Genomic DNA, 22,631 nt, shown 5'->3' with positions numbered 1-22,631 from the left:
GAAAAACGTAGCCCTGGTTGTTGAGCGTTACTGATTCTCGTTGTTTGGCTCCGATAGTCCGCCAGACGGTGATCGCCTGCCCATAGGCGGCCAGAGCGCTCTCGAACTCGCCGCCAGGCTCGGCCAGGTAAGGCAGCAGGGTATCTACAACGGCAACCTGGGCCAAGCGTACCTCGACCTTGGAAGGGCACGGGAGGCCCTGGCTGCCTGCGACCGCGCATACGAGCTGAGCGCCGAAGTCCAGAATCGACGAGGCCAGGCAATCGGCCTCCTTTGCACCGCATCGGCACATCTGGCCTTAGAGCAGCACGAGCAGGCAGCAACCGGCTTTGCCGAAGCCGAACGCTTGAGCCGTCAGTCTGGAGATCGAAACACCCTGGCGGAAGCGAGCGTCGGCCTGGCTGAGCTCAGCCGCCGCAATGGTGACTTGCCGTACGCCATCGAGCGGGTCGAATCGGCAATCGGGATCATCGAGTCTGTCCGGACAGCGGTTGACATTCAGCGAATGCGGGCGTCCTTCCTGGCGAACTACAAGTCCTACTACGATCTCCAGATAGAACTTCTGATGGAACTCGCAGGCGATGAGCCGGACGGTCAATACGCCGCGGAGGCGCTGCGCGTCAGCGAGCGAGCCCGCGCTCGCAGCTTGCTCGAGCTCCTGGCCGAGGCGGTGCCCGACATGCGGGCGGACCTCGACCCGGACCTCCAGCAGCGCGAGCGGAAGCTGCTCGAAGACATCAACGCCCTTGCTTCGAAAAGGCTGAGGGACAGGAGCAGCCTGGAAGCGCTCCAGGCGGAGCTCGACGAGATCGAGCGGTCAATTAGGAGAAGTCATCCGCGCTACGCGCAACTTGCCTATGCTCCCCCCCTCGATTTGGATGCCATCCAGACCTCGGTTCTCGATGAGACCTCCCTGTTGCTCGAGTACAGCCTTGGGGACAGACGCAGCTATCTCTGGGTGGTTGGCGCGAATCGGTTCGATGTCTTCGAGCTCCCGTCGAGGGAAACGATCGAGGCCAAGAGCCAGAGAGTCTACGAGCTACTCACTGACGCAAAGGCATGGTACGGCGAGGACTGGGAGCAACATCGCAAAATGTATCGTAGAGAAGCTCTCGAGCTAAGCAAGCTGCTCCTGGGGCCGATAGTCCATGCTCTCGACGGCCAGGCGCTAGTGATCGTCGCCGAAGGCGCCCTGAGCTACATTCCATTTGCGGCTCTTCCGAACCCGGCCGGCATACTGCCTGACCCGGAGCCGCTCGTCGTCGGCCACGAAGTGGTTAATGTACCCTCGGTTTCGGTCCTGTCCGCCATACGAGCACGCCAATCGCCCAGCGCCGGCGACAACGTCCTGTTGCTGTTCGCAGATCCTGCCTTCAGCGTCTCGGACGCGCGCGTCGCTGGCATGCAGGACGATTCTCGAGGGAGTCCAGACTCGTTGCCTCCACAATTCGCGGCTTTGCGAGGACTGGAGCGCGGCGGCTGGAAGTCTTTTCAGCGGTTGCATCACTCCCGCGACGAGGCCCTCGCCATCAGCCAGCTAGTTCGTCCGGAGCACCGCCAGGTGCTTCTCGGATTCGAAGCCACGCGTGAGGCGGTGCTAAGCGAGGAGACGGCGAGCTACAGGGTGCTCCACTTCGCGACACACGGCATTCTCGACAGCCAACAACCTCGGTTGTCGGGCTTGGTGCTCTCGCTGGTCGACGAACGCGGGAGGCCACGCAACGGCGTCGTCCGACTGCACGACATCTACTCCCTCGATCTTGCGGCTGAATTGGTGGTCCTGAGCGCCTGCCAGACGGCGCTCGGCAAGCAGCTCAGGGGTGAAGGCGTGCTGGGGCTTACTCGTGGCTTCATCCACGCCGGGGCCGAGAACGTCATTGCGAGCCTGTGGAGCGTCGACGATGAAGCGACCGCAGAGCTCATGCGCCAGTTTTATCAGGGGCTCTTCCGGGATGGTCTTTCTCCCGCAAGGGCACTGAGACAAGCGCAGATCCAGTTGCTTCGCGACGCTCCAGAGACTCGATGGCATTCCGAGTATTTCTGGGCTTCGTTCGTGTCGTACGGCGACTGGCACGGAAGCATTTCTAGCCTCCATTTGGATTCGGAGGCTTTGTAGCTGGCAAGCGTGCGTGGCACGATTTCTACAACCAATCACAAAGGAGGAAGCATGCAGTTCCAAAACAACAGCGAGATCGTTCTCAAGATCACAGACTTCGAGACCGGAATAACCACCGATCTTCCGAAGGGCTTCATCAAGACTATCGATGCCGCCGCAAGACCGAGACTGCGGTTTCAGATCTCGACGGGAGGAGTCTTCCACGTCATCGCTCATGGGGGCGAAATTGAGATCACCGATCAGAACAAGGGGAGCCAGCTGCCGGACATCGACGAAAAATGACCGGCCCTTGGTACCGGGTCGGCTGGGAAGACTCAGCCGCCCCGCCCAAGCATTCATCGCTTGCCACCTCGGAATCATCGAACAACCGGACCGAAGCCAATGACAAAAGACCAGGAAGCCCACTCCAGGTTGAAGAGCTACTCGACAAGCGTGACGTTGAAGGGCCAGCGGCGTTTGACGACCTTCCTAGAAAATGCTGAAGAAAGCCTCTCCAAGAAGCAGCGGCCAGAACATCTCGAGCTGATCATCGCGCAGGCGCTCGTTCTTTTCGGCCAGCTCTACGCGAATCTTCCGCTCAAGGAGGCTCTTCATGCTGCGAACCCCGTGGGGCAGCTGCGGCGGCTCCAACGCCACGTGAAATACGGCCTGGCGCCGCCGGACCCGCTCGATTTCCACCGCGGCATGACGGAGATCTTCGTCGGCGTCAGGGACAGGCACATGACCTACTACTGGCCCGAGATGTTCAGAGGCCGCTACGCCTGGTTGGGCTGTGAGGTCGAAGAGTGTTGGGAACCGCTCGCCACAGATGGCGGCGCAACAGAGGACCCGAGAGCGCTCGGAGGAATCCTGATTCCAGAGCGTCAAGCCGGACGGAAGCGCAAGTACATCCTGGCGAGAATCCACCCCGAGCTGAGAAGGGCAGCGAGTGGGTTCGTCGAAGGCGCTGAGCTCACGCACTGGAACGGTACTCCGATTCACCGCGCGATCCAGCTGCACGCGGACAGGCTGCCGGGAAGCAACGCCGAGGCAAGGCACGCCTTCGGCCTGGCACGTTTCTGCTACGCGCCGCTTTCGTCCTCTCCGCCGCCCGATGAGCACTGGGTTCGGATCCGCTATCTGCGGGCGGACGAGAACGGCGAGGTCTCCGAAGGCGCCGGACGTGGAACCCGGACCCTACGCTGGAGAGTTGCCGCTTTCAAGACGAGCGAGGCAGTCAGCCACGCCGAGGAGCAGGCAGCCGCTCCCGACGACGTCGCGCCGAGTATCGATCTGACGAACGCGATCGATGAGCAGGGCGAAAGCATACGGCGAATTCGAGTCGAAGTGCTCGACGTTCCCGAGGAGGTCGAACGAAAGAAGACCATCTTTAAGACCTCCTTGCTTGCCGAGAACTCTGATTTTCCCATCTCCTACCTGCGCCTCTTCAGCTTCGCTTCGGAGGAAATAAGAACGGTGCTTGAGGAAATACGAGAGGCGGTCCACTCTCTTGGCGGCACCAGTGGGTTGGTCGTTGACATTCGAGACAACCCCGGGGGCAGCATCAAGCTGGCGGAGCTCCTTCTTCAGGGTCTCAGGGACAAGAGAAGATACCCGACTCGAAGCGACTACGGTCTACGTGAGGAAAAACTGGAGCGGTCTCGTTTCCAGTTTCGCCCGTCCGATCTAGTGCGCAATCTCATCGAGAGAGCGCCTGAGAGAATCAACAAATGGCGGGACTGGGAGGCCTCCGTCGACCGAGGATTGCTGACCGGAGAGCAGTACTCTGCTGCCCTGCCAATTACTACTGGCAAGTTCGACGTGGCCGAACAAGACGCTCAGATCTTCTATGGACCTCTGCTACTCATCACGAACGCTCGGACCTACAGCGCAGCGGACATGTTTGCCGCCGGCTTCCAAGACAACGAGCTCGGGCTCGTTCTGGGAACTGATGACAACACCGGCGCTGGCGGCGCGAACATGGTTACCCATCAAGAACTTTTTGAAGTTGGCGATGAAGTTGCCAAGGCCGGCGGGAATGACCCCTTCGAAGAGCTTCCGCTCGGCGTGGGCATGAGCGTGGCCATCCGCCGCGCTCTGCGGGTAGGCGATCGAGCCGGAGCACCTCTCGAGGATCTCGGAGTGCGGCGAGACGTGCGCCACTTCATGACCAAGAACGACTTGCTCCACGAAAACGTCGCCCTGAAGCGCCATGCGGTCGAGCTGTTGAGCTCGAAAACCGAAATGGCGGTCGAATCAGTAAAGCTGGATCCTTGGACTCTCAGAATCACGGCGAGGGTTCGAGCACTGGATGCAATCAAGAAAGGTGAACTGAGGTACGACCTCCTGACGCAGGACGACAAGGAGCTCAAGCTCCCCTACAAGGACCCGGTCTTTCTGAGAACTTGTCATGCAACAGATCCGGTCCGTATCGAAGGTTCCGATACATCCGAATCCGCCACCTACAGAGTGGAGATCGTGGATCTCCCGCAGAATCCTTGCGCTGCCGGCATCGTGGTGAGGGCGATGAGGGACGGCGAACCGATCACTGGTTGCGTACTTCTACGTCCCTCTGCATCAACCGAGGCGTAGCACAGCCGACTCGCTTTCAAAGACCGGTCTTGGCGGCGATGCGCGGCGCCGGCAATGACAGCGGTAGCCACGTCCGCGATGTTGCCGTTAGGGACGCGGCTGCCGACCGCGGTCAGCAGAGCCGCCTACAGGCTCATTGCTTGTTAAGGATACCTGTCGCGCCGTCGTGACCGCTCCCGGTCGGGAGCGTAGGCAAGGAAAACAGCTTCCAGGGCCGTCTAGGACTACAAAGAGCCGGCCGACCGGGGGCGCATCGAGAGCGGGAGCCGGTTTTCGGGCGAAGAAGGATGGTGGAAAAATGAGTTACAGAAAAGTAAAACACCACGGATGGCGGGCGGCCTTTGTCGTCGCCATGACCCTGGTCGTTGCCAGCGCCGCCCTAGCAGACCCCGGTTACACGGTGGCCGGCAGGGTGATGGGGCCGGGCGGCGAGGCGGTTCCCCGAGCGCGGGTCAGCGTCGGCGATCGGACCGCCGACACCGATAGCGAAGGGCGATTCGAGCTCGAGTCCGTGCCCGCGGGCTTGCAGACGCTGGTGTGCGAGCAGGGCAGCCTGATCGTGGTCCGTCAGGTGCGGGTGCCGCTGACGGAACGGCTCGTGATCGTGGCCGACTGGCCGGCTGTGTTCCAGGACAGCCTCACTGTGTATGCGGCTTCGAAGCGCCGCGAACGTCTCGTGGAGGCGCCGGCGGCGATCACCTCGCTGCTGCCGAGCGAGCTGTCGGCGCAGACCTCGTCGGGTCAGCTGCCGCGGCTCATCGATTTCACCCCGGGGGTCCAGGTGGCGCAGAGCGATCTCTTTGACTTCAATGTCAACACCCGAGGCTTCAACTCGTCGATCAACCGCCGTGTGCTGACCTTGATCGACGGCCGGCAGACTTCGGTGCCGGAGTTCTTGGGAGTCCAGGAGTGGGGCGCCATGTCGATGCCGCTGGACGAGTTCGAAAGTGTCGAGCTGGTGCGCGGGCCGAGCTCTGCTCTGTACGGCGCCGGCGCGGTTTCTGGGGTGCTGAATCTGACCACCAAGAGCCCCAAGGATACGCCCGGCTTCAAGCTGCGCCTGTCCGCGGGAGAACTCGAGACCGGCCGCGTCGAGGCTCGGATCGCGGGCTCGGCGGGTCCTCTCTGGTCGTGGCGCGCCAACGGCAGCCTGCAGGAGAGCGATCACCTGACAGCGTCGCGCGTCGATGGGCCGGAGTACGATTCCGGCCGGTTTCCTCCCGAAGTCATCGCGCCGCCTTTCGAGAAACTGCAGACCAGCTTCGTTTCGGTCCGATTCGACCGCCTCGGGCAGCGCTCGTCGTCAGCGCTCGAGGCGGGCCACGGCAGCTTCGAGGGAGGCACCACCCTTGCTCCTCTCGGCCGCACGCAGGCCGATCGGGTGAGCCGTCCGTGGGTTCGGTTCAACACCAACACTCCCAGCTGGAACCTGCTGGGCTTCTACAGCGGACGCCGGGGCGAAAACCAGATCGGCCTGTCGACTGGCGCCTCGCTCTACTCGGACGGCTACAACGCCGGCATCGAGCTCCAGGGCAACCGTGAGACGCTGGCGGGGCGCGGTCTACTCGTGGGAGGCCTGGCTCACAGCCGCCAGCGGGTGGATTCGTCCGACCCGGCCGGAGTTCACGGGATCTTCGGAGACGTCGAGACCGCGCACCAGAGCGCTCTGTTCGCGCAGCTCGACCTCGACCCGGGCCGGAAGGTCTCCTTGGTTGCCTCGAGCCGCGTGGACCAGAGCAGCCTGCACGCGACGAGATTGTCGCCACGGGTCGGACTGACCTGGGCTCTCGGGGATCGCCACCGATTCCGGGCGACCTACAACGACTCGTTCCAGAGCCCGACGCTGGTGGAGTTCGCGGTGCGAACGCCGGTAGGACCGGTTCTGGATCTGACGCACTGGCTTCCCGAAGTCCTGGACGGCGACACTCTGGGCTTTGACCGGGTGCCGCAGTTGGCCCTGGGCAACACGAGACTCGAGGTCGAAAAGATCCGGTCCTTCGAACTCGGATATCGGGGCAGCCTAGGCTCGACGTTTGTTTCGGCCAGCGTCTACCGCAACGAGCTTACCGACTTCACCACCAGCATCCTCCCACAGGTGGGGACGAGCCTCGGACGGTTGAATCCCGAGTACGGGCCCTACCGCCCGCCTGATGGAATCTCGGAGGCCCTGAAGGCGCAGCTTCTCGCAGCGCTGGCATCGGCGCCACCAGCTCTTGCCGCCTTTCTGTCCAACGATCGCGACGGGGCGCCGATTCTGGCGGTGCTGTCGGTGGCCAACTTCGGCCGCGCCACGGCCGAGGGCATCGAAGCGGAAGCGCACCGCTTCCTCACCGATGACTGGCAGCTCAGTCTGTCAGCTTCGCGCTCGCGGTTCATGGTGGAAGATAGCCCACCTGAGAGCCCGCTGCTGCCGAACGCGCCCGAGCTTCAAGCAGCCGCGAGCCTGGTCGGCACCGCTGGCGCCTGGTCGATGGCGCTACGCGCTCGCTGGACCGAAGGCTTCGAATGGAGCTCGGGGCTGTTTCGAGGACCCGTGCCGTCGTATGTCGTGGCCGATGCCCATCTTGCGCGCGAGGTCGGCAGCGGGGTCCGGATCGGACTCGACGTCGTCAACATAGGAGACAACCGCCACTACGAGTTGTTCGGGGGGAGCATCCTGAAACGACGGGCTCTCCTTCACGTCACCTACTCAGGGGGTAGATCATGAGCCAAGACGAAAACAAGGACACATGCCGTATTTTCATCAGCCGCAAGACGAGCGACAGCAACGTGGTCGGAGAAGAAATCCGTGGCCAGCTCAATCTGCTGGCTGCGAACCGCATCGAGTTCTTCGACGCCGAGCGCATCGAAGAAGGGCAGCGGTGGGCTGAGGAGATCCGCAAGGAGCTCGATCAGGCGGACATCCTGCTGCTGGTCCTGACAAAACCGGCCAAGGACGACTTCGACTGGTGTCTCTACGAGGCGGGCTTGTTCGAGGACCTGCATAGCAGCACGAGCAAGAGCATCGTCTGCCTGTATCCGGAGGGCGAGAAAGTACCCGATCCGCTCTTCGAACGGCAAGGCCTCGAGGCGACAACCAAAAGGATCTTCAAGTACCTGGTGCGCCTCTATACCAATCCGCGCGCTTCCAACACGAGCGGGCCCCTGAATGCAGCTCTCGCTGATCCAAAATTCGCGAAGGCACAGCTGCTGCCGATCGCCGAGAAGATCCACAAGCTGATCAACAGGAAACCTGCCGACAAGGAGCAGTTGATTCACGCCAACAAGTACATCCAGGTCATCTTGCCGGCCGGCGTCAACTCGGTCGGGAAGGACACTCAGATCTCCTCGGACAGGGAGTCGCTGAAAGAGCTCTTCGATCTCCCGCCGTCGCCCAAGGCTGGAAAGCTCTTCGAATGGTCGAAACTCGTGGCGAAGGCAAGGATCGAGAGGGACTCGGAAGGTCACAACCTGGCCTGGGCGAACGAGCTGGAGACCGAGATTGTTGCCGAGAGGGGAGACGACCGGACGTCGCGTCAGTTGAACAGTCGGTACCTGGCCCGGGACGGCAAGCTCTACAGACCAGAAATCGAGTTCTTTCGGAAGAACGAAAACGGCATGCTGACGGTCGACGTCACCTTCTCGGAGCAGGTGCAGGATTCCTGGCTCAAGAACGCCGAGCCACCAGCTGCCCTGGCCGCCAATATCGCTCTCGCCAGCCGAATACGTCACGAGTTGCTGGAGCCGTTCCTGAAGCGGCTTCAGGACTGGCGCGCAAAGCCCGAAAACGAGTTGCCGGCTCTCGAACGAGCAAAGGGCGAAATCGAGCGGGACGGCTTCTTCATTCGCATTCTTAGCGAAGGCCGGATGGGCGAAGCCTTTGGGACCCACCCGGACGAGGGCCAGGAGCTGGCGCGGATCGGAGCAGACTTCAACTTGGATGTGAAGCCAGCGCTCGAGAAGGCGATTGTCGAGAAGGACCTACAGGCTGCCATCGAGGCCTTGGAGGCCTGGAGGGAGAACAACCAGCGCTTTCTCCAGATCGGCCTGAGGGTGTATCGGCAGCAGCTGGATCTGGACCCGCCGGAGATTCGTCCGATGGCAGCGGCGGGTTGATACGGACTTGCCGCCGGGTCACACGAAACGAAGCAAACTGCATAAGCACGTGGCGGACTGCGCGCCATCTTCGCGAACCGAGCTTAGCTTGGCGGTGTGAGTCTTTGGGTGACCCAGAAGGTCACCACAGATTCGAGATGTGTCTTTAAATAGCTGATATGAAGGAATTTACCGAGTTTTCCCGTCAGCCTTTCAAGCTGGCAACACGGGTTCAAATCCCGTTGGGGACGCCAGTATGTCGTTGTAAACTACTGAATCTAAAGTACTTATAGCGATTCAAGTGCTCAAATTAGGATGCCCAAGCAGCCGCCGGGATCCCGCTGGGGTGACCTAACGGGGTTCCCTGGAACGATGAGGGGCGGCGGGCTTTAGGCGGCGAAGTTTCGTGTGAACAACGTGCTCGCGCTCCATTCGGGGGTGGCGAACCTGGCGCCAGCAAGACGCAACCTGCGACCGAGATTCTGGAGGACGGGCGCGAGCGCGCCATGCTGGCCCTCACCAGGCACACTCAGCCTGGGAGTCGGCCCGTCGATTCAAGGCAGACTCAGGGAGCGCATCATGACCCCCTGATGGGCGGTGATAGCCTAGCGCTGCCGAATCAAAGGTGATCGCCTATCTCGAGGCAGGCGGCAATGAGAGACGTGGCTGCAAAGGGCACCGGCCCGCTGGACCTACTCGCCGGAACTACCCGGCGACGCCGGGCGCCGGCGACCATCCTCGTTCTCTTCGTCTCGGCGCTCGCCGCGGCGGCACAGGATATTCCCCCGATCGAGAGCGACGCCGACCTCGCCGCGGCGCAACCGAAGATCCTGGAGATCCTGGAGCGGCACGGCTGGCCGCCGGAGCTACTCGAGCTCGCGCCGGCCGAGGACACGATCCACCTGCGCGGCGACGAGCCCGTCACCGGCCACCTGCGCTCGCTGACTGCCTTCGCCACGCTGGAGTTGCCGCGGCTCGGCATCACCGAGCGCGGCGCCGCCCAACAGGTCGAGCCGCAGATCCGCCGCTTCGCCCGCACCGACATCGGTTTCATCTTTCTCGACGGCGGCACCTTCCCGCCCGAGCGTCCGGCTCTGCCGCCCGACGAGGACGCCGTGGTGCTCGAATCGGGGGAGCTGCTCGCCGGTCATGTCGAGATCAGCGACCAGGCGGTGATGGTCGCCTCGCGCTCGATTCCTCATGGCGACGTGGCATTCGTGCACCTACGCGACCCCCACGCCGAGCGGCCCGCCGGCGCCGGCGGAGGGCCGGGAGCGTCGGGCGGCGACCCGAGACAGGCGTCCGGTGGGGCAGGTGCGCCGGGGATGCCGCCCGGCGGCGGGGTGACGCTGCCGCCGCTGCCATCGACCGGTTCCTGCTGGCTCGGAGAGCTCAGCGCTCGCGCCTTCCGAGAGTTCGATGACGGAGTTCGCTCTGCGTGGACCGGCAACGCCGATCTCGTTCTGCGAGAGGGCATCCTGTACGACTATCCCGGTGACAACCTATACCTGGCGCTCGAGGTCGCACCCGGCAGCAGCTACACGTTGACGCAGGAGGTCTGGTCTCTGGGCACCATCACGATGGGTGCCCACAACGATGGCCACCAGGATGCGGTCGGCCATGGCGGCTATCTCTGGCGGCTCACTCCGGAGTTCGCCGCCCAGCTCGCGGCGGGCCCTGCAGGGGCGATGGAAGACGACCAGTACTTCCTGAGCTGGCCTTTCCACCCCTGGTTCGAGCAGCTCGTCATCTACCCTGGGGGTGTCTCGCGCAGCTTGGGAGGCAGCGGCGACCCCGGCATCCACGTGGGCAGCGGCGGTGCGGCGGGCCAGCCCGGGTGGCACGATCCCGAGAAGCGCATTCTGCAGGACGACGGCCAGCGGATGGCGGGCAGCTTCGAGGCCGCCGAGCACCGCGACGGGGCCCTGACCACGGTCGCCGCGAGTTGGAGTCTGGAGCGTGGCGATTGCCCCGAGCCCGGCGAGGAGCCCGCGCCGGGCGAGCTGCCGGAGCCCGACCCGGACGACCCCTGCCGCATCAGCCGCTATAAGCTGGCCGACGCGCGCTGGCGCCTCGAGCAGGCCAAGAGTGGCCTCCACGCCGTCCAGGCCGAGCTGGCGCCGCTCAACGAGCGGCTCGTCCGGGAGGCCGCGGTGGTCGAGTCGCTGGAAGCCTACTTCGACGGGGCGCTGGCCCTGGCCCTGCTCAACGATCTGAGCCTCGCGGCGCTCGGGACGGCGCTCTTCGACGGTCTGGCGGGTGCCGCTAAGGCGGGCCAGATCAGCCGCAGCGTCGGGTCGAGGGTGCGCACGGCACTGGAGTTGGTGAAGCTCTATCTCGACCCCGGAGGCTGGGCGACCTCCAAGATGACGCCGGACATAGTCCAGCAGGCTCAGGATCTCCATAAGTACCTGGAGATCCTGACCGAGAGCACCCGCGGCGAGCCGAACCGCGAAGCGTCGCTCGCCTACATCGAGGAGCAGATGTTCTGGCTCGGTGGCGACTACATGGTGGCCAAGGCCAAGGACTACGTCGAGGCGGCACGCACCTGGTACGGCACCCTTGGCGAGATCCGACGCCAGCTCCGCCGCTGACTGCGCCTCGGGTACCAGATCGATCTGGCGCTGGCCGACATCGAGTGGTACGAGGAGGAGCTAGCGGAGTGCGAGGAGGAGAGCGGCTGAGCCGGAACGGATACTCGCACCGCCGGGCCGTCGAGCGCGATGAGGATCGGCCGGCAACTTTCTCCTCTTTGTCAGTGCCGGAAACGACCACCCCTGGGGGATCTCCTGGGCTTCAGCAGGCCTGCGGCGGGCGCGATGGCGTCGCGGTCATGGAAGAAGCTCGGATCCGGAGGTCGAGCAGGGTCGCCGTAGTGGCAGTCGTCGCCGGAGCTGCGGGCCTGGCCGTGACATTGCTGGTCGACTTTGTACGCACTCCCATCACGACGGTTCTGTGCGCCGTGGCCATCCTGGTTGGTTTGTTCGGAATGATCGACCGGAGGATCAAGCTACGGATCTCGGCGGAGGGCTTGAGGTACGAAGACTGGGGACCCTCGACCATTCCATGGCAGGAGTTCTCCGGCTACCGGTGGGCGACCTGGCGCGGCCAACCGTATTTGCAGCTCCTGCCTCGCCGGCCCACCGAGTTGGTCGCGGGCTTCTCGAGAGTCGGCAAGCTCAACTACCACAGCGGCCAGTGGCTTCGCATTCCCGCTTTCAGCATCTCGGCCAATCCCCTCGATATCACCACCGCGAGGCTGGAGGCGCTGGCTGCCCGGAACTTGCCGGAGCTGCCGGCTTCCTAGAGAAACTCCTCGCTGCTAGGGGGCGGGTCGTGTTCCTCCGACGGAAGTCCATCTCACGGCGCGGTATCTCCGCGAGCCGTCAGTTCCCGAGACTCTTCCGCAGGCGCCGGAGCTCCAGCTCCAACTCGGGCGTCAGCTCCAGGTCGCGCTGCTCGCCGCCCATCTGGCGGGCGCTCCCCGATGCCGGCATCAGCGGCGGCATGGCGATCGGCGGGGCGAGAGCCAGGCTCTCCACCACCACTCCAGACTAATAGGCGAGAACCACCGGTCGGACGGGGACGCCATTTGCGCCTTTTACGTTCAGCGGGACGCCCACAAAGTACAAGTCCTTCAGACCCTTTAGCTCGTCAAGGTGGAAGAGCGTCTCGAAGACCAAGATATCGCGTGTGAGAAACGCGTGGTGAATTGGTGTGAGTTCCTCATAGGATGTCGCCCCCTCTGCCGCTTTCCGTCCGAATTCGGAAATGCTCTCAACGCTCAAGGCATCAGTCCCAAGCGCCCTGATCGGTAGCTCGGCTAGATACAGGGCTGCCTCCTGCGAAAGCGTGGAGTAGACCGGGTACTCGTCTTCTGAGGCGGGGAACTCATAGCCGGTATAGAGCAGGACGATATCTCCTGCGTGAATCTCAGCGTTCTGAACAACTGAGGCAGAGACGACAGAGCCCTGGGGAAGATGGGAGGCATCTACGAATGTTGCGGGCCCTGCAAAGTGACTTAGGTCGAAGGCGTCGATTCCCTTCCCGTTCCTGTTGCCCACATGGTTCGGAGCATCGACGTGCGGGCCACCATGATTGAAAAGCGTGTAGTAGGAATCGACAAAGTACATTGGCTCGAAAGCCTCGACATCCTCAAAACTGTTTGGGCGATCAAAGCCAAAATCAGCCAGCTGCCGCTTCCCCCAGACTCTCTGAGGCAAGTCCTCCGTGACGAGCGCTCCCAGATCAATGATTCTGGTCGGTTCCGAGAAGGAAACCGCAGTGACCGAGTGATCCACCGAGCCGGAGCAAGCGACCAGAATAGACAGTGTGGCAGTTACTGACAGGTTCAGCCTTCGCACAGTGACCTCCCCTTCTTGCATACTAGCCTCCAACGGCGCCGCGACGAACTCCCTGTGTGCCTGCTCATCGAGCCTCCTACAACCAGTTGGTTGGGTGGAGTCTCTCACACCGCTCGCGCCTCGCACTGCACGGGGCTCAGATACTCGAGTGCCGAGTGGAGACGTTTTGCCTAGCTTCTGGCGCTTGAACGTCGTGGCAGGTGTGTCGGAGAGGGTCTTAGCAGGAGGCCTGCCGGCCGCTCCGAGAGGCGGGCAGCCGGGTAAACCTGAAGCACGTCCGCCAGGTGCACGAGAAACTTCCTCCTGAAGTCCCGCAGTCGACCGTAGTCGGCGCCGAACTGGGTCCTGAGCGCCTCCCAGGGGATCAGGCATGGCCTCCGCAGGTAGCTCATCCGGTAGGTGAGCCACGAGTAGATGTCCAGGGCGAGCGGCGAGGCCTTGAGGGCCTTGAGGGCACGGAGGTCGATCGGCACGGCGTGGGTGACGAGCTCGTCGTAGAACTCGGCGCTGAGGACGACGACCGAGCTCCAGAGCGGCCGCTGCTCGGGGTCTCGGGGCGACCACCAGAGCTGGTGCCTGTGGGCGATCGAATAGCCGACACCGGCGACGTGTCCCTTCGCTTCGTTGGAGTAGCTGCACCGGATCGTGGTGGAAAGGAGCCGATGGAGCTGATTGCGGAGGCGGGAGGTCGTGCCGCGCTTGCCGGTGATCGGCGTCAAGCCGAGCTTGTACATGAAGCTCGAGAAGGTCGGTCCGAGCTCGATCTCGCGGCACCGAGTTCGGACCGCCTCGGTCGAGAGCCAGGCGAGGGCGAGCCGCGGGTACGAGCCGTAGGGGAGACCGACCGAAGGCGGCGCGTTCATGTAGAGGGTGAAGCGGCCGTTGACGCGCTCGAACTCGTGCGTCTTCGGCCGGCGATGGGGGAGAGTGGCCTGGACGAGGATCCGGGCCATGAAGCCGAGGGCGCCGGCGGCCCGGGCTTCCTCGGCTTCGATCTCGCGCGCCTCCTGTGCGAGCTTCTGGGACTTGGTGCGGCTTTTGGGCGGGGGGTTCCAAACGGTCCCCGCCAGGACCTCCCCGAATGGGTGCGGACAGTTGTCAGCACGCGTCAGGGCGAAACCCCTACGCGGCTAAGCTCATGTCCCTCAGTGAGTTAAAGGATTCGAGTTGGGCGAAAACGGTGTTCCAACTTCCTCCCGTTGGGGACACCAGTATTGCGTTGTAAACTACTGAAACTAAAGCACTTAGGGCGATTAGAGAGCCTCAATTAGGGTGCCCTTACGGGAGATCCTTGGCACCCTCTCCCCGCAGCGCAGAAAAATGGATTCCTACCCTGAGAGCTCGAAAAACGGGGTTCCAAGACTCTCCCGTTAGAGGGCGGATCGGTCGTGCGCACGTCGTTGACACCGTTAGTGCGGCCGCTGGCAGGTTAGGGTTGAGCGATGGACGGGACCGATTCGGGTTACTAGAAGAGACACGCTCGGCGTTATGACCGCGCCACTCTCCTCCTCAATCGGCCTCACGGTAGTGTTAGTCACATTCTCGACCCTAGAAGAAGTGGCGCAGCCACCACTTCTCGAATGCCACTTTCCCCCAATGCCAAAAGCGGCCAGGCCAGAACATCCGGACTTGCGGATCTGGCTCAGCGTAGAAGCGGCCGCTGGCGAAACCAGCTCTGCCATTGCCGAGCTCAATCCAGCAATAGCCCTTGCCGTCGAAAGACGCATCAGATGGGCGGCCCCGGATCTCGGCCACAATCTGCTCGGCGACGACCTTCGCCTGGGAATGGGCGAACACTCCCGCCTTTGGGAGCATCTTGCCGTTGGGTAGCCGGATGCTCGTGACGTCGCCGATGGCGAACACCCCGTCGTGCTCGGTCCGAAGTGTCTTCTTGTCCACGTGGATCCATCCAGATACGCCAACCAGCCCAGCCGCGCGAACGACTTCTGGTACTTGATGGGGCGGAACCGCGATAAGGAGGTCGACTTCGTCCGCTCCATCGGAAGAGACGATTTCTTTCGTCTCAGGCCATAGCTCTTGAAAAGTGTAGAGTGGATGAAAGTCGATTTCTCGAGCGCGCAGCATCTCGGCGATGGCATCGCCCAGTCTCGGCCCCGCAACCGGCATAGGCTGATGCTCGGGCGTGAAGAGGTGTATTTCTGTCTTCGCTCGTACACCCCTCTTGCGACAAACCGTGTCCACCAAGAACGCAGCCTCGTACGGGGCGGCCGGACACTTGAACGGCATGGAGGTGACCAGCACGCCTATCTTGCCGCCCTCGAAGGTCTCGAGCGCCGCGCGGATTTGCTCACATCCGTTTAGGTCATAGAGGTTGTGAGCCATCTTGTCGAAGCCCTCTATCGTCTCAGGTGCCAGCTGGGCTCCCAGCGCAACAATCAGATAGTCGAAGTCGAACTGCTCTGACCGTGTTCGCACGAGCCTGCCACCAACGTCGATCGCTTCGACTTCGTCTTGGTGGTATTCGATCCCCTGAGCGGCCAGACGCTTCAGAGGCCGGTGAATCTGCTCGGCGCGGCGTTGTCCCGCCATGAGCCACAAGAGGGAAGAGGAGAACTGGTGGTCGGCGGCGCGGTCAATGACAACGATGCAGTGCTTTTCCGGGAGCCGTCGGCGCAGATCGTGTGCGGCCACGAGTCCGCCCGCACCGCCTCCCAGGATGACGATGTTGGCGACGTCGGATCGGGCTGTGCGCCCGCCCGATTCCTTGCCGGGCTCGGTTGCCGTCTCCACGGCGGCGGACTCCGGATAGAGCTTCGCGATCGCAGCCGAGTAGCCGGCTTCGTCGAACTCGCCCTCGGAAAACAGGACGACGCTGTCCGGTCCAATGAGAATGTTGCAGGGCACCCAGCCGTTGGTGAGTGTCCGGAACAAGGTCCCGTCCTCATCGGCGAGTACGGTAAAGGGGAGGTCGTATTCTTGCTTCCAGTTCCGACAAGCCTCGGGTGTCTCGAAGGCACCAACGCAGACAACTTCGAAGCCGTGTGAGCCGAAGCGTTCGAAGACGCGGCGAACGGCAGGAGCCTCCTGCCGGCATGTCAGTCATTTCTCCTTCCAGAATACGATGAGCAATCCCCTGATTCCCGAGGCCGGTAGGCCCAACGCCTTCAGGTCGATGCTCGTCCCCGGCGAGACACCTTTCATCGTTTCTTCAAGGACCTTCAATTGCCTTTCCTCGCTTTCATACTTGAATCCCGATTGTTGCCCATCTCTTTTTCCTCCCGAGTCGGAACAGCCTAGAAGCTGTACCTAGCGGTCAGATAGAGGTTGTCGTTCGTATCCAGTCCGCCGAACATCGTGTGGCTCTCTTCACCGGAGAAGAGATTCGCTCCGAACTCTCCCCACAGCGAATCAGTGAAGGCGTAGCGAACCGACGGGATCAGGTAGGCGTCCTGCTCGCTCAACCCCCAGAAAGCGAAGAGACTCAGAGTCAGGGTCTGGTGGTACAGGAGCTGGGTGAATCTCGTTGTCGCGGTCCAGCGTGGCCTGTCGCGAACTGGAGATCCCGCTGGCAGGGTTGAGCGATAGGCGTCGTGGTCTTGCATCCACTCGCCGAAGACCTGAAGACCAAGGCTCGCATCCGCCCACAGGGGCCGGGTGTAGCCCATGAGACCTTTGAACTGGCTGTTCTCGACCGCGGGATTCGTACCCTCCGTGTCCTCGACTGAGTCGTAGTAGCCCATTTCGAGGCTGAACACACCGCTCCCCAAGCCACCGGCCAGGCTGCCGCCGTAGGTGTTCAAGCGGGGGAAAAAGAGTTGAATCTCGCCCGGATCCATGCTCTGGTCCAGCGTCGTGGCCGGAGACCGGTAATGGGTCCGTGAAACATACGCCGCCAGCTCCCAGGCCCCGATATAGCGGGAGAGCTTCGCCGATAGCTCGGTGTTCTCGAGAGATCGTTCCGGGGTCGACTCGCGCCTCGGCAGCCCGGAGGGAAACGGGTTGGCGACCAGCAGGCGCTCGCCGGTCGGCAAGCGGTCCGACTGGAAAAACGGAACGACGACGATCTCGACACTCAGAGACCGTGGATGGAGCTCGATCTTCAGTGCGTCGCTGCCGATTTTGAGGTACTGGAGGGGGCGCCCGGTGAAGAAGGCGATCCAGTCCTTGGGAAACGTATCGTTGATGAAGAGCAGATCGCCGACTCCCCAGGTCACAATTTGGCGGCCGGCGCGCAGACTGAAATAACGCCCGAGCAGGTCAACAAAGGCTTCGCGAATCTCGACCTCCGACTCGTTCAGCACCGCGTCATGAAAGAGATCGGCTTTGCCCACAAAACCAGCAGAGCCATCCTCCGAGAAGCCTTCGATCTTGAGCTGGACGCGCTCTTCGCCGAGTGGGAAGTCACAGGCGGTCTCGGAGGCGCAGGGTGCGCCGGGCAGCCTGGCGGCGTAGTTGGCTTGGACGAAGCCGGTGATCTCGGCTTCGGCGGAGGCTAGCGTCGAAGCGCCGGGAGCCGCCGTCAACACCAGCGCCGATAGGAAAGCGCCCGGCCGGCGCATCAGCGGATCCACTTGCGCGGTGGTTGCCGGAGGTAGCGCTCGGTGAAGAGATCCTCGTCCAGTCCTACGTCGTAGGAGATCTCTTGGAACGTTACCTCAGTGTAGTGATCGGTTTGGAGATTCTTCGTGGTGCGCTTGGTGGCGGTCCAATGGCCACCGATCTCTTCCACTTCGTCGGCCGTGAATACCCGGACCGGCTCCTCTCTGGCGTCGAAGTACTCCTCCTTGAGTGGCACCCACCGCTCCTTGTCGATCCAGCTCACCCGGCGAGCGTAGTCGGTGCTCGTTTTTGGGCGACTCTCCACGAGGAAGCAGGGTCGGCCGTCGAACTCTTCAGAACGCAGGAGCTCGTGCGTCTCGTCCGCGACGTCACGGCCCGACACGTCCTCGTAGGTGAAGTCGGAGCCGACGAACGAAGAGCGTTTGTCGTTCGCGGCAATGCGGCGGACCAGTTTGACTGCGGGGATGAAGATCCAGCGATCGTCCTCTTTCGCCGGGTACTTCCAGACCATAAAGGTCATTCCGTTGACATCGGCGGGCGCATGAAAAAAGATGAAGTAGCGCTGGTCGCCCGAAGCGCCGAAGTTCCTCCTGAGCATCGTCAACTCGCGCAGTCGTTTCTTACCCTGCGGATTGACCAAGACCATGGATACTCGCGCCCGCATGTCGTTGCCGGCGTAGTAGAAGGCGTCGAGGGAATGGCTGACGATCTCCTCCGCGGTGGGCTCTATGGCAGCTACGGTGGGGGTGAGGGCAACCAGGGTGGCCACCCATGTCACGAGTCCGAATCTAGTCAGTCGGCCAGGGTTCATGGCGATCCTCCGGGTCCTAGGGGTGGGCTGTCGCGCCCGTGCCGCCGCCGGCCAGGACGCGGCCACCGATCATGCGCAGCAATCCCGGCAGCAGCACGAGTGTCGTCAGAGCACTGAAGGTCATCAGCAAGGCGAAGAAGGCTCCGACCGTCTTGTAGGGACCCAGGCTGGAGAGGAGCATCGGCAAGAAGCCGAGAATGATGAGCAGCGCGTTCCTGGCGATGGCCCGGCCCGGCTCACCGAACATGTAGCGGTTGACGGCCTCGAGGTCCCCCACTTCGGCGAAGCGGGATCGGAAGCGCTGGATGAAGTGAATGGCGAAATCGATCGACAGGCCCAGCGCCAGGGAAGAGCAGACAGCGATCGGCATGTCGTAGTCCCTGCCGACCAACCCCACCAGGCCGTATGAGAGGACGATGGCGAAAGTCAGCGGAAGCATCGAGAGCAGGCCGAGGATCGGGGACCGGAAGAGGATCACCATCAAGATGAAAACCGCCACGAAACCACCCAGAATCGCATTGCGCATTCCGACCACCATCAGGTCTTGCCACACCTTGTTGATGTAGGTGAGGCCGGACCAGCTGACGCTGACTTCGGGTGGCGGGGGATGGGCAGCCAGATAGGCCGCAATGGCCTGCTCGACGCGGGCCATGTCGCGGTTCTCGCCGCGCTTCATCTGCACCCAGATGTTGGCGTAGCGATAGTCGTAGTCGACGAAGTTGTCGAGATCACCGGGGTCTCCCGACATCTGAAACAGGAACAGGTACTGTCCCAGCTCTTCGTCATCGGTGGGGACTTTCCGGAAGGCTGGATCGCCGTCATGTAGAACCGTGGAGACCTGCCCCACGATGTCGGCCACCGAAGAGGTCTTGCCCACCACGGGGTCACGCTCCAGGGCTCTCTGAAGATCGGCCAGATAGCTCATCACCGCGGGACGCTTGATCGCGCCAGCCGTCTGCCCGTCGATCACCAGATAGGCCATGTAGGTGCCGCCGAACAGACGGTTCATCTCTCGGTCCGCGACGCGCAAACGGTGCCCCTCCTCGAACCAGGTGACCGGATTGTCGTTGACGACGATGCGGGAGAGCCCGAAGGCGCCCACAAGAAGGAGAAGCGCAGCCGCAACGGCTAGAACTCGACGCCTCGCTACCACCGCTTGGCCGAATGAGGGCAACAGGCGACCCAGCAGGTCGTGGGCCTCGCCGAGTGAACGAAACGCCGCCTTGAGCCGTTCCTCCCGAATCAACATGATCGACGCTGGGATCAGGGTGATCGTCAGCAGCCAGGCGGCCAGGATTCCCCAGGCGACGAAGCCGCCGAATACGCGGACCGGCGGAATGTCCGCCAGCATCAGCGACCCGAAGCCGACAGCCGAGGTCAGGGAGGTATAGAGCATCGGGGTAAAGAGATCGTTCATCGTCCGGTGCAGGGTCTCGCGCCGGTCACCGATCTGGGGGTAGCGGTCGTAGAACTCGCTCAGGATGTGGACTGCGTCGAGCACAGCAATGGGCATCAGAAAGACCGGAATCATGCTGGACATGATGTGGACGGTGAAACCAGTGCCGATGAGCAGGCCCATGCCCCAAACCACACTGAACATCGCCACCGCCATGGCGGGCAGGATGAGGGTCAGCTTGCGGAAGAGCAGCCAGAGCAGCAGGAAGATCACCATGCCGGAGATCGGCGCCATCAGCCCCATCTGCCGGAACATCTCTACCCCGAAACTGTCCTCAGCGATCGGCAGCCCTGCCAGGTGGTAGCTCTGTCCGTCGCCGAGTTCGGGAGTTACGAGATTCTCTATCTCGGCTCCGATTCGATGTGCTTGGTCCTTGCGCTCGATGGGGATGTATATCGCGAGCCCCTTGCCGTCTTGGGAGGCAACCTTGTCCGCGAGAAGCGGGTTGGCGGCGATGGAGGCTTGGATGGCCTGGGCCTCCGCTTCCTCACGCGGGACGGCCTCCATGATGCGCCGCACCTCGAGCAGGCCCGCCTTCGGCCGGACGTCGTCGGTGGTCGTCAGGCTGATGACATCGTCGGTGATGACCCCCGGGATCTTCAGGATTCCCTGCACGATGCGCTCGACCTTGGCTAGTGTGCTGGGATTGAAGACCCCGCTCTCGTCCGTGATCCCGAGAACGATCATGTCGTGGATACCAAAATCGCTCTTGGCCTGGTTGTAGAGCATTCGGTCCGGTTGATCTGCCTCGAGCATGTTCTCGGGGTCGGTATCGATGCGGATCTGGGGGAACTGTGCTCCGAAAACCCCGGTGAACAGCAGAATTGCCGCTAGCGTGACCTTCGGCCTGTTCATGGCAAACCAGGTGAGTTTCTTGAGCATCGGAGACTCCCCCTTCCTACGGCTCCAGGACCCTCAGGATCAGCTTGCGCACGAAGTAGTTGGAGATCAGCCGGGCGTTGGGTTTCCCCTTGACCGATTCGCCGGAGGTGAGCATGACCTGCAGCTCCAGCTCGGCTTCCGCCGCCGCGTCCCCCGCCCGTAGCGTCATCGGCAGGGCCGTCACCGCGGCGCCGGCATACTCCGGCACCTCGTCGCCGACGATGCGGCAGGACATCGGCAGGTTGACGTCCCACCCAGGGGCGAACTTGGAGAGCGCACTGGTCTCTAGCCGTGTTGGGTCGACGTAGAGCCAGGCGTTCCGGAGCGGCGGTGGCGCGCTGTCGCCAGCTTGGCGGCCAATCACCGTGATCACCGTCGCGGTCCGTCCACGCTCGACCACCAGGAGAAACCGGCCGTCGGGTTGGCGGAGCGATTGCCGGGTGTCCGCAGCGAGGACATCGACGATCGCCGCCTCCCCGTCCGACCAGGGACCGTTGCTGGTGTGACACTCCGTGCACGAGCGGCTCTGGCCGACGATTCCGACCGCTGGCGGATAGGCACTCGCCGTGGGCGGCAGGAGCCAGACCGCGAGGGTCAGCATGAAGCTCGACAAGCGCATCATAGGGAACCTCCATTTCTCAGAAGACGAGGGCTCGACGAGCCAGGCCGTATCGAGACGTAGGGCAGGCTCGTGCGAGAGGATCCAGTCCGTCATCATCCAGCTTCAGCGGCCCCTACTTCGAGGCCCCGAGCCCGCCAATCGGGCACGCCGTCCTCCAGCCGCACGGCGTCGAAGCCTTCCTCGCGCAGGAGACGTACCGCGTCGATCGACATGACGCAATACGGGCCCCGGCAGTAGGCGACGATCTGCTTATCCCGCGGAAGTTCCACGAGGAAGTCTTTTAGCTCGGAAAGCGGTACCGAGAGAGCACCCGCGATATGCGCGGCTTCGTATTCCTCACGTGGCCTGACATCGAGAACCAGCGCCTCGCCGTCGTGGACTCTGCGGATCAGCTCTTCGCGATCGACCGGCTCGAGGGTCTCCCTCGACTCGAGGAAGTTTCGGGTGATCGCGTCGATTTCGGTGAGACGGAGCTCGGCGAGCTTCCGCAGAGTGCGGAAGAGCTCGCACACCTCCTCTCCGGCCAACCGGTAGGTCACGTAGGTCCCCTGCCGCTCGGTCTCGACCAGGCGCGCGGCATGGAGGAGGCGCAGGTTCTTGGAGGTACAGGCGACGCTCTGGCCGGCTTGCCGGGCCAGGGACTCGACGGTCCGCGGTCCCTGGCATAAGAGGTCGAGGAGCTCCAAGCGGGTTGGGCTGGCGACGGCCTTGCCCAGCCGCGCGAGCTGGTCGTAGATAGCGTCTTTGAACTGACGGTTGGAGAGAGTCATCGGTGGTCTCCCTCAACTATTCAACGGAAAAGTTGATTATGACGCGTGAACGACTCTCCTGTCAAGGGGCTTGGCCGGACGCTAGCGGTTGGGTCGCCGAGGTGCTTGGCGGGGTAGATGGGTAGGTGAAGGTCTGAGAAGCAGTCCACCTCCCGGCTCAGCGACTCGCGCCCCAGGGTAGACGCGCAGAACGTCGACTAGGTGCGCGAGGAACTTCCTCTTGAAGTCCCGTAGTCGCCCGTAGTCGGCACCGAACTGGGTCTGGAGCCCTTCCCAGGGAATGAGGCACGGCTTCCGGAGGTAACTCATCCGGTAGGTGAGCCACGAGTAGATGTCGAGGGCCAACGGTGAGCCCTTGAGAGCCTTGAGAGCGCGGAGGTCGATCGGCACGGCGTGGGCGACGAGCTCGTCGTAGAACTCAGAGCTCAATACGACGACCGAGTT

Annotated in this window: 16 protein-coding genes; 6 read left to right on the top strand and 10 right to left on the bottom strand. The window is 62.8% G+C overall.

All coding sequences use genetic code 11. The annotated features are described in order from the left end of the window. Positions 1 to 40: 40 nt before the first annotated feature. The 6 genes from GY769_14335 to GY769_14310 all read left to right on the top strand — a co-directional run bounded on the left by GY769_14335 (position 41) and on the right by GY769_14310 (position 12,068). Positions 41 to 2,116 carry a CHAT domain-containing protein gene (locus GY769_14335; protein ID MCP4203096.1) on the top strand — a complete coding sequence of 692 codons (2,076 nt, stop codon included), beginning with the start codon at positions 41 to 43 and terminating at the stop codon, positions 2,114 to 2,116. A gap of 51 nt (positions 2,117 to 2,167) precedes the next feature. Next, a complete protein-coding gene (locus tag GY769_14330; protein ID MCP4203095.1) occupies positions 2,168 to 2,398 on the top strand; it encodes a hypothetical protein in 231 nt (76 codons plus the stop codon). 99 nt (positions 2,399 to 2,497) lie between these two features. After that, a complete protein-coding gene (locus tag GY769_14325; protein ID MCP4203094.1) occupies positions 2,498 to 4,687 on the top strand; it encodes a hypothetical protein in 2,190 nt (729 codons plus the stop codon). Positions 4,688 to 4,985: 298 nt separating this feature from the next. Further along, positions 4,986 to 7,394 carry a TonB-dependent receptor gene (locus tag GY769_14320; protein MCP4203093.1) on the top strand — a complete coding sequence of 803 codons (2,409 nt, stop codon included), beginning with the start codon at positions 4,986 to 4,988 and terminating at the stop codon, positions 7,392 to 7,394. Further along, positions 7,391 to 8,782: a TIR domain-containing protein gene (locus GY769_14315; GenBank protein ID MCP4203092.1), complete on the top strand. Its 1,392-nt coding sequence runs from the start codon at positions 7,391 to 7,393 to the stop codon at positions 8,780 to 8,782. The genes GY769_14320 and GY769_14315 overlap by 4 nt, the downstream gene beginning before the upstream one ends. A gap of 2,812 nt (positions 8,783 to 11,594) precedes the next feature. Further along, positions 11,595 to 12,068: a hypothetical protein gene (locus GY769_14310; GenBank protein ID MCP4203091.1), complete on the top strand. Its 474-nt coding sequence runs from the start codon at positions 11,595 to 11,597 to the stop codon at positions 12,066 to 12,068. A 79-nt stretch (positions 12,069 to 12,147) separates the two neighbouring features. On the opposite strand, the gene GY769_14305 is transcribed toward GY769_14310, so the two are convergent. The 10 genes from GY769_14305 to GY769_14260 all read right to left on the bottom strand — a co-directional run. Next, the gene (locus tag GY769_14305; GenBank protein ID MCP4203090.1) at positions 12,148 to 12,309 is read right to left on the bottom strand and encodes a hypothetical protein; all 162 of its coding nucleotides are present in this window, start codon (positions 12,307 to 12,309) and stop codon (positions 12,148 to 12,150) included. Positions 12,310 to 12,315: 6 nt separating this feature from the next. Then, a complete protein-coding gene (locus GY769_14300; protein ID MCP4203089.1) occupies positions 12,316 to 13,233 on the bottom strand; it encodes a hypothetical protein in 918 nt (305 codons plus the stop codon). A 62-nt stretch (positions 13,234 to 13,295) separates the two neighbouring features. Then, a complete protein-coding gene (locus GY769_14295) occupies positions 13,296 to 14,078 on the bottom strand; it encodes a pirin (GenBank protein ID MCP4203088.1) in 783 nt (260 codons plus the stop codon). A gap of 595 nt (positions 14,079 to 14,673) precedes the next feature. After that, positions 14,674 to 16,017, bottom strand: a complete 1,344-nt coding sequence (locus GY769_14290; protein ID MCP4203087.1) for an NAD(P)/FAD-dependent oxidoreductase — start codon at positions 16,015 to 16,017, stop codon at positions 14,674 to 14,676. A gap of 362 nt (positions 16,018 to 16,379) precedes the next feature. After that, positions 16,380 to 17,645 (bottom strand): hypothetical protein, encoded by a 1,266-nt coding sequence (locus tag GY769_14285; GenBank protein ID MCP4203086.1) that lies wholly within the window; start codon positions 17,643 to 17,645, stop codon positions 16,380 to 16,382. Continuing rightward, a complete protein-coding gene (locus GY769_14280) occupies positions 17,645 to 18,457 on the bottom strand; it encodes an outer membrane lipoprotein-sorting protein (GenBank protein ID MCP4203085.1) in 813 nt (270 codons plus the stop codon). Before GY769_14280 ends, GY769_14285 begins: the two co-directional genes overlap by 1 nt. 16 nt (positions 18,458 to 18,473) lie before the next feature. Beyond that, positions 18,474 to 20,795, bottom strand: coding sequence for an MMPL family transporter (locus GY769_14275; protein MCP4203084.1), 2,322 nt, complete (start codon positions 20,793 to 20,795; stop codon positions 18,474 to 18,476). Positions 20,796 to 20,811: 16 nt separating this feature from the next. Next, entirely contained in the window at positions 20,812 to 21,417 is a 606-nt protein-coding gene (locus tag GY769_14270) for a hypothetical protein (protein ID MCP4203083.1), read from the bottom strand. Positions 21,418 to 21,509: 92 nt separating this feature from the next. After that, the gene (locus tag GY769_14265) at positions 21,510 to 22,187 is read right to left on the bottom strand and encodes a metalloregulator ArsR/SmtB family transcription factor (GenBank protein MCP4203082.1); all 678 of its coding nucleotides are present in this window, start codon (positions 22,185 to 22,187) and stop codon (positions 21,510 to 21,512) included. A gap of 81 nt (positions 22,188 to 22,268) precedes the next feature. After that, positions 22,269 to 22,631, bottom strand: a 363-nt coding sequence (locus tag GY769_14260; GenBank protein ID MCP4203081.1) for a pirin, incomplete at its 5' end; no start/stop codon positions are given.

The organism is bacterium (assembly GCA_024224155.1).
Taxonomy (GTDB): Bacteria; Acidobacteriota; Thermoanaerobaculia; order Multivoradales; family JAHEKO01; genus CALZIK01.
The sequence above is the reverse complement of the archived record's forward strand: the minus strand, read 5'-3'. Positions and strand labels throughout refer to the sequence as shown.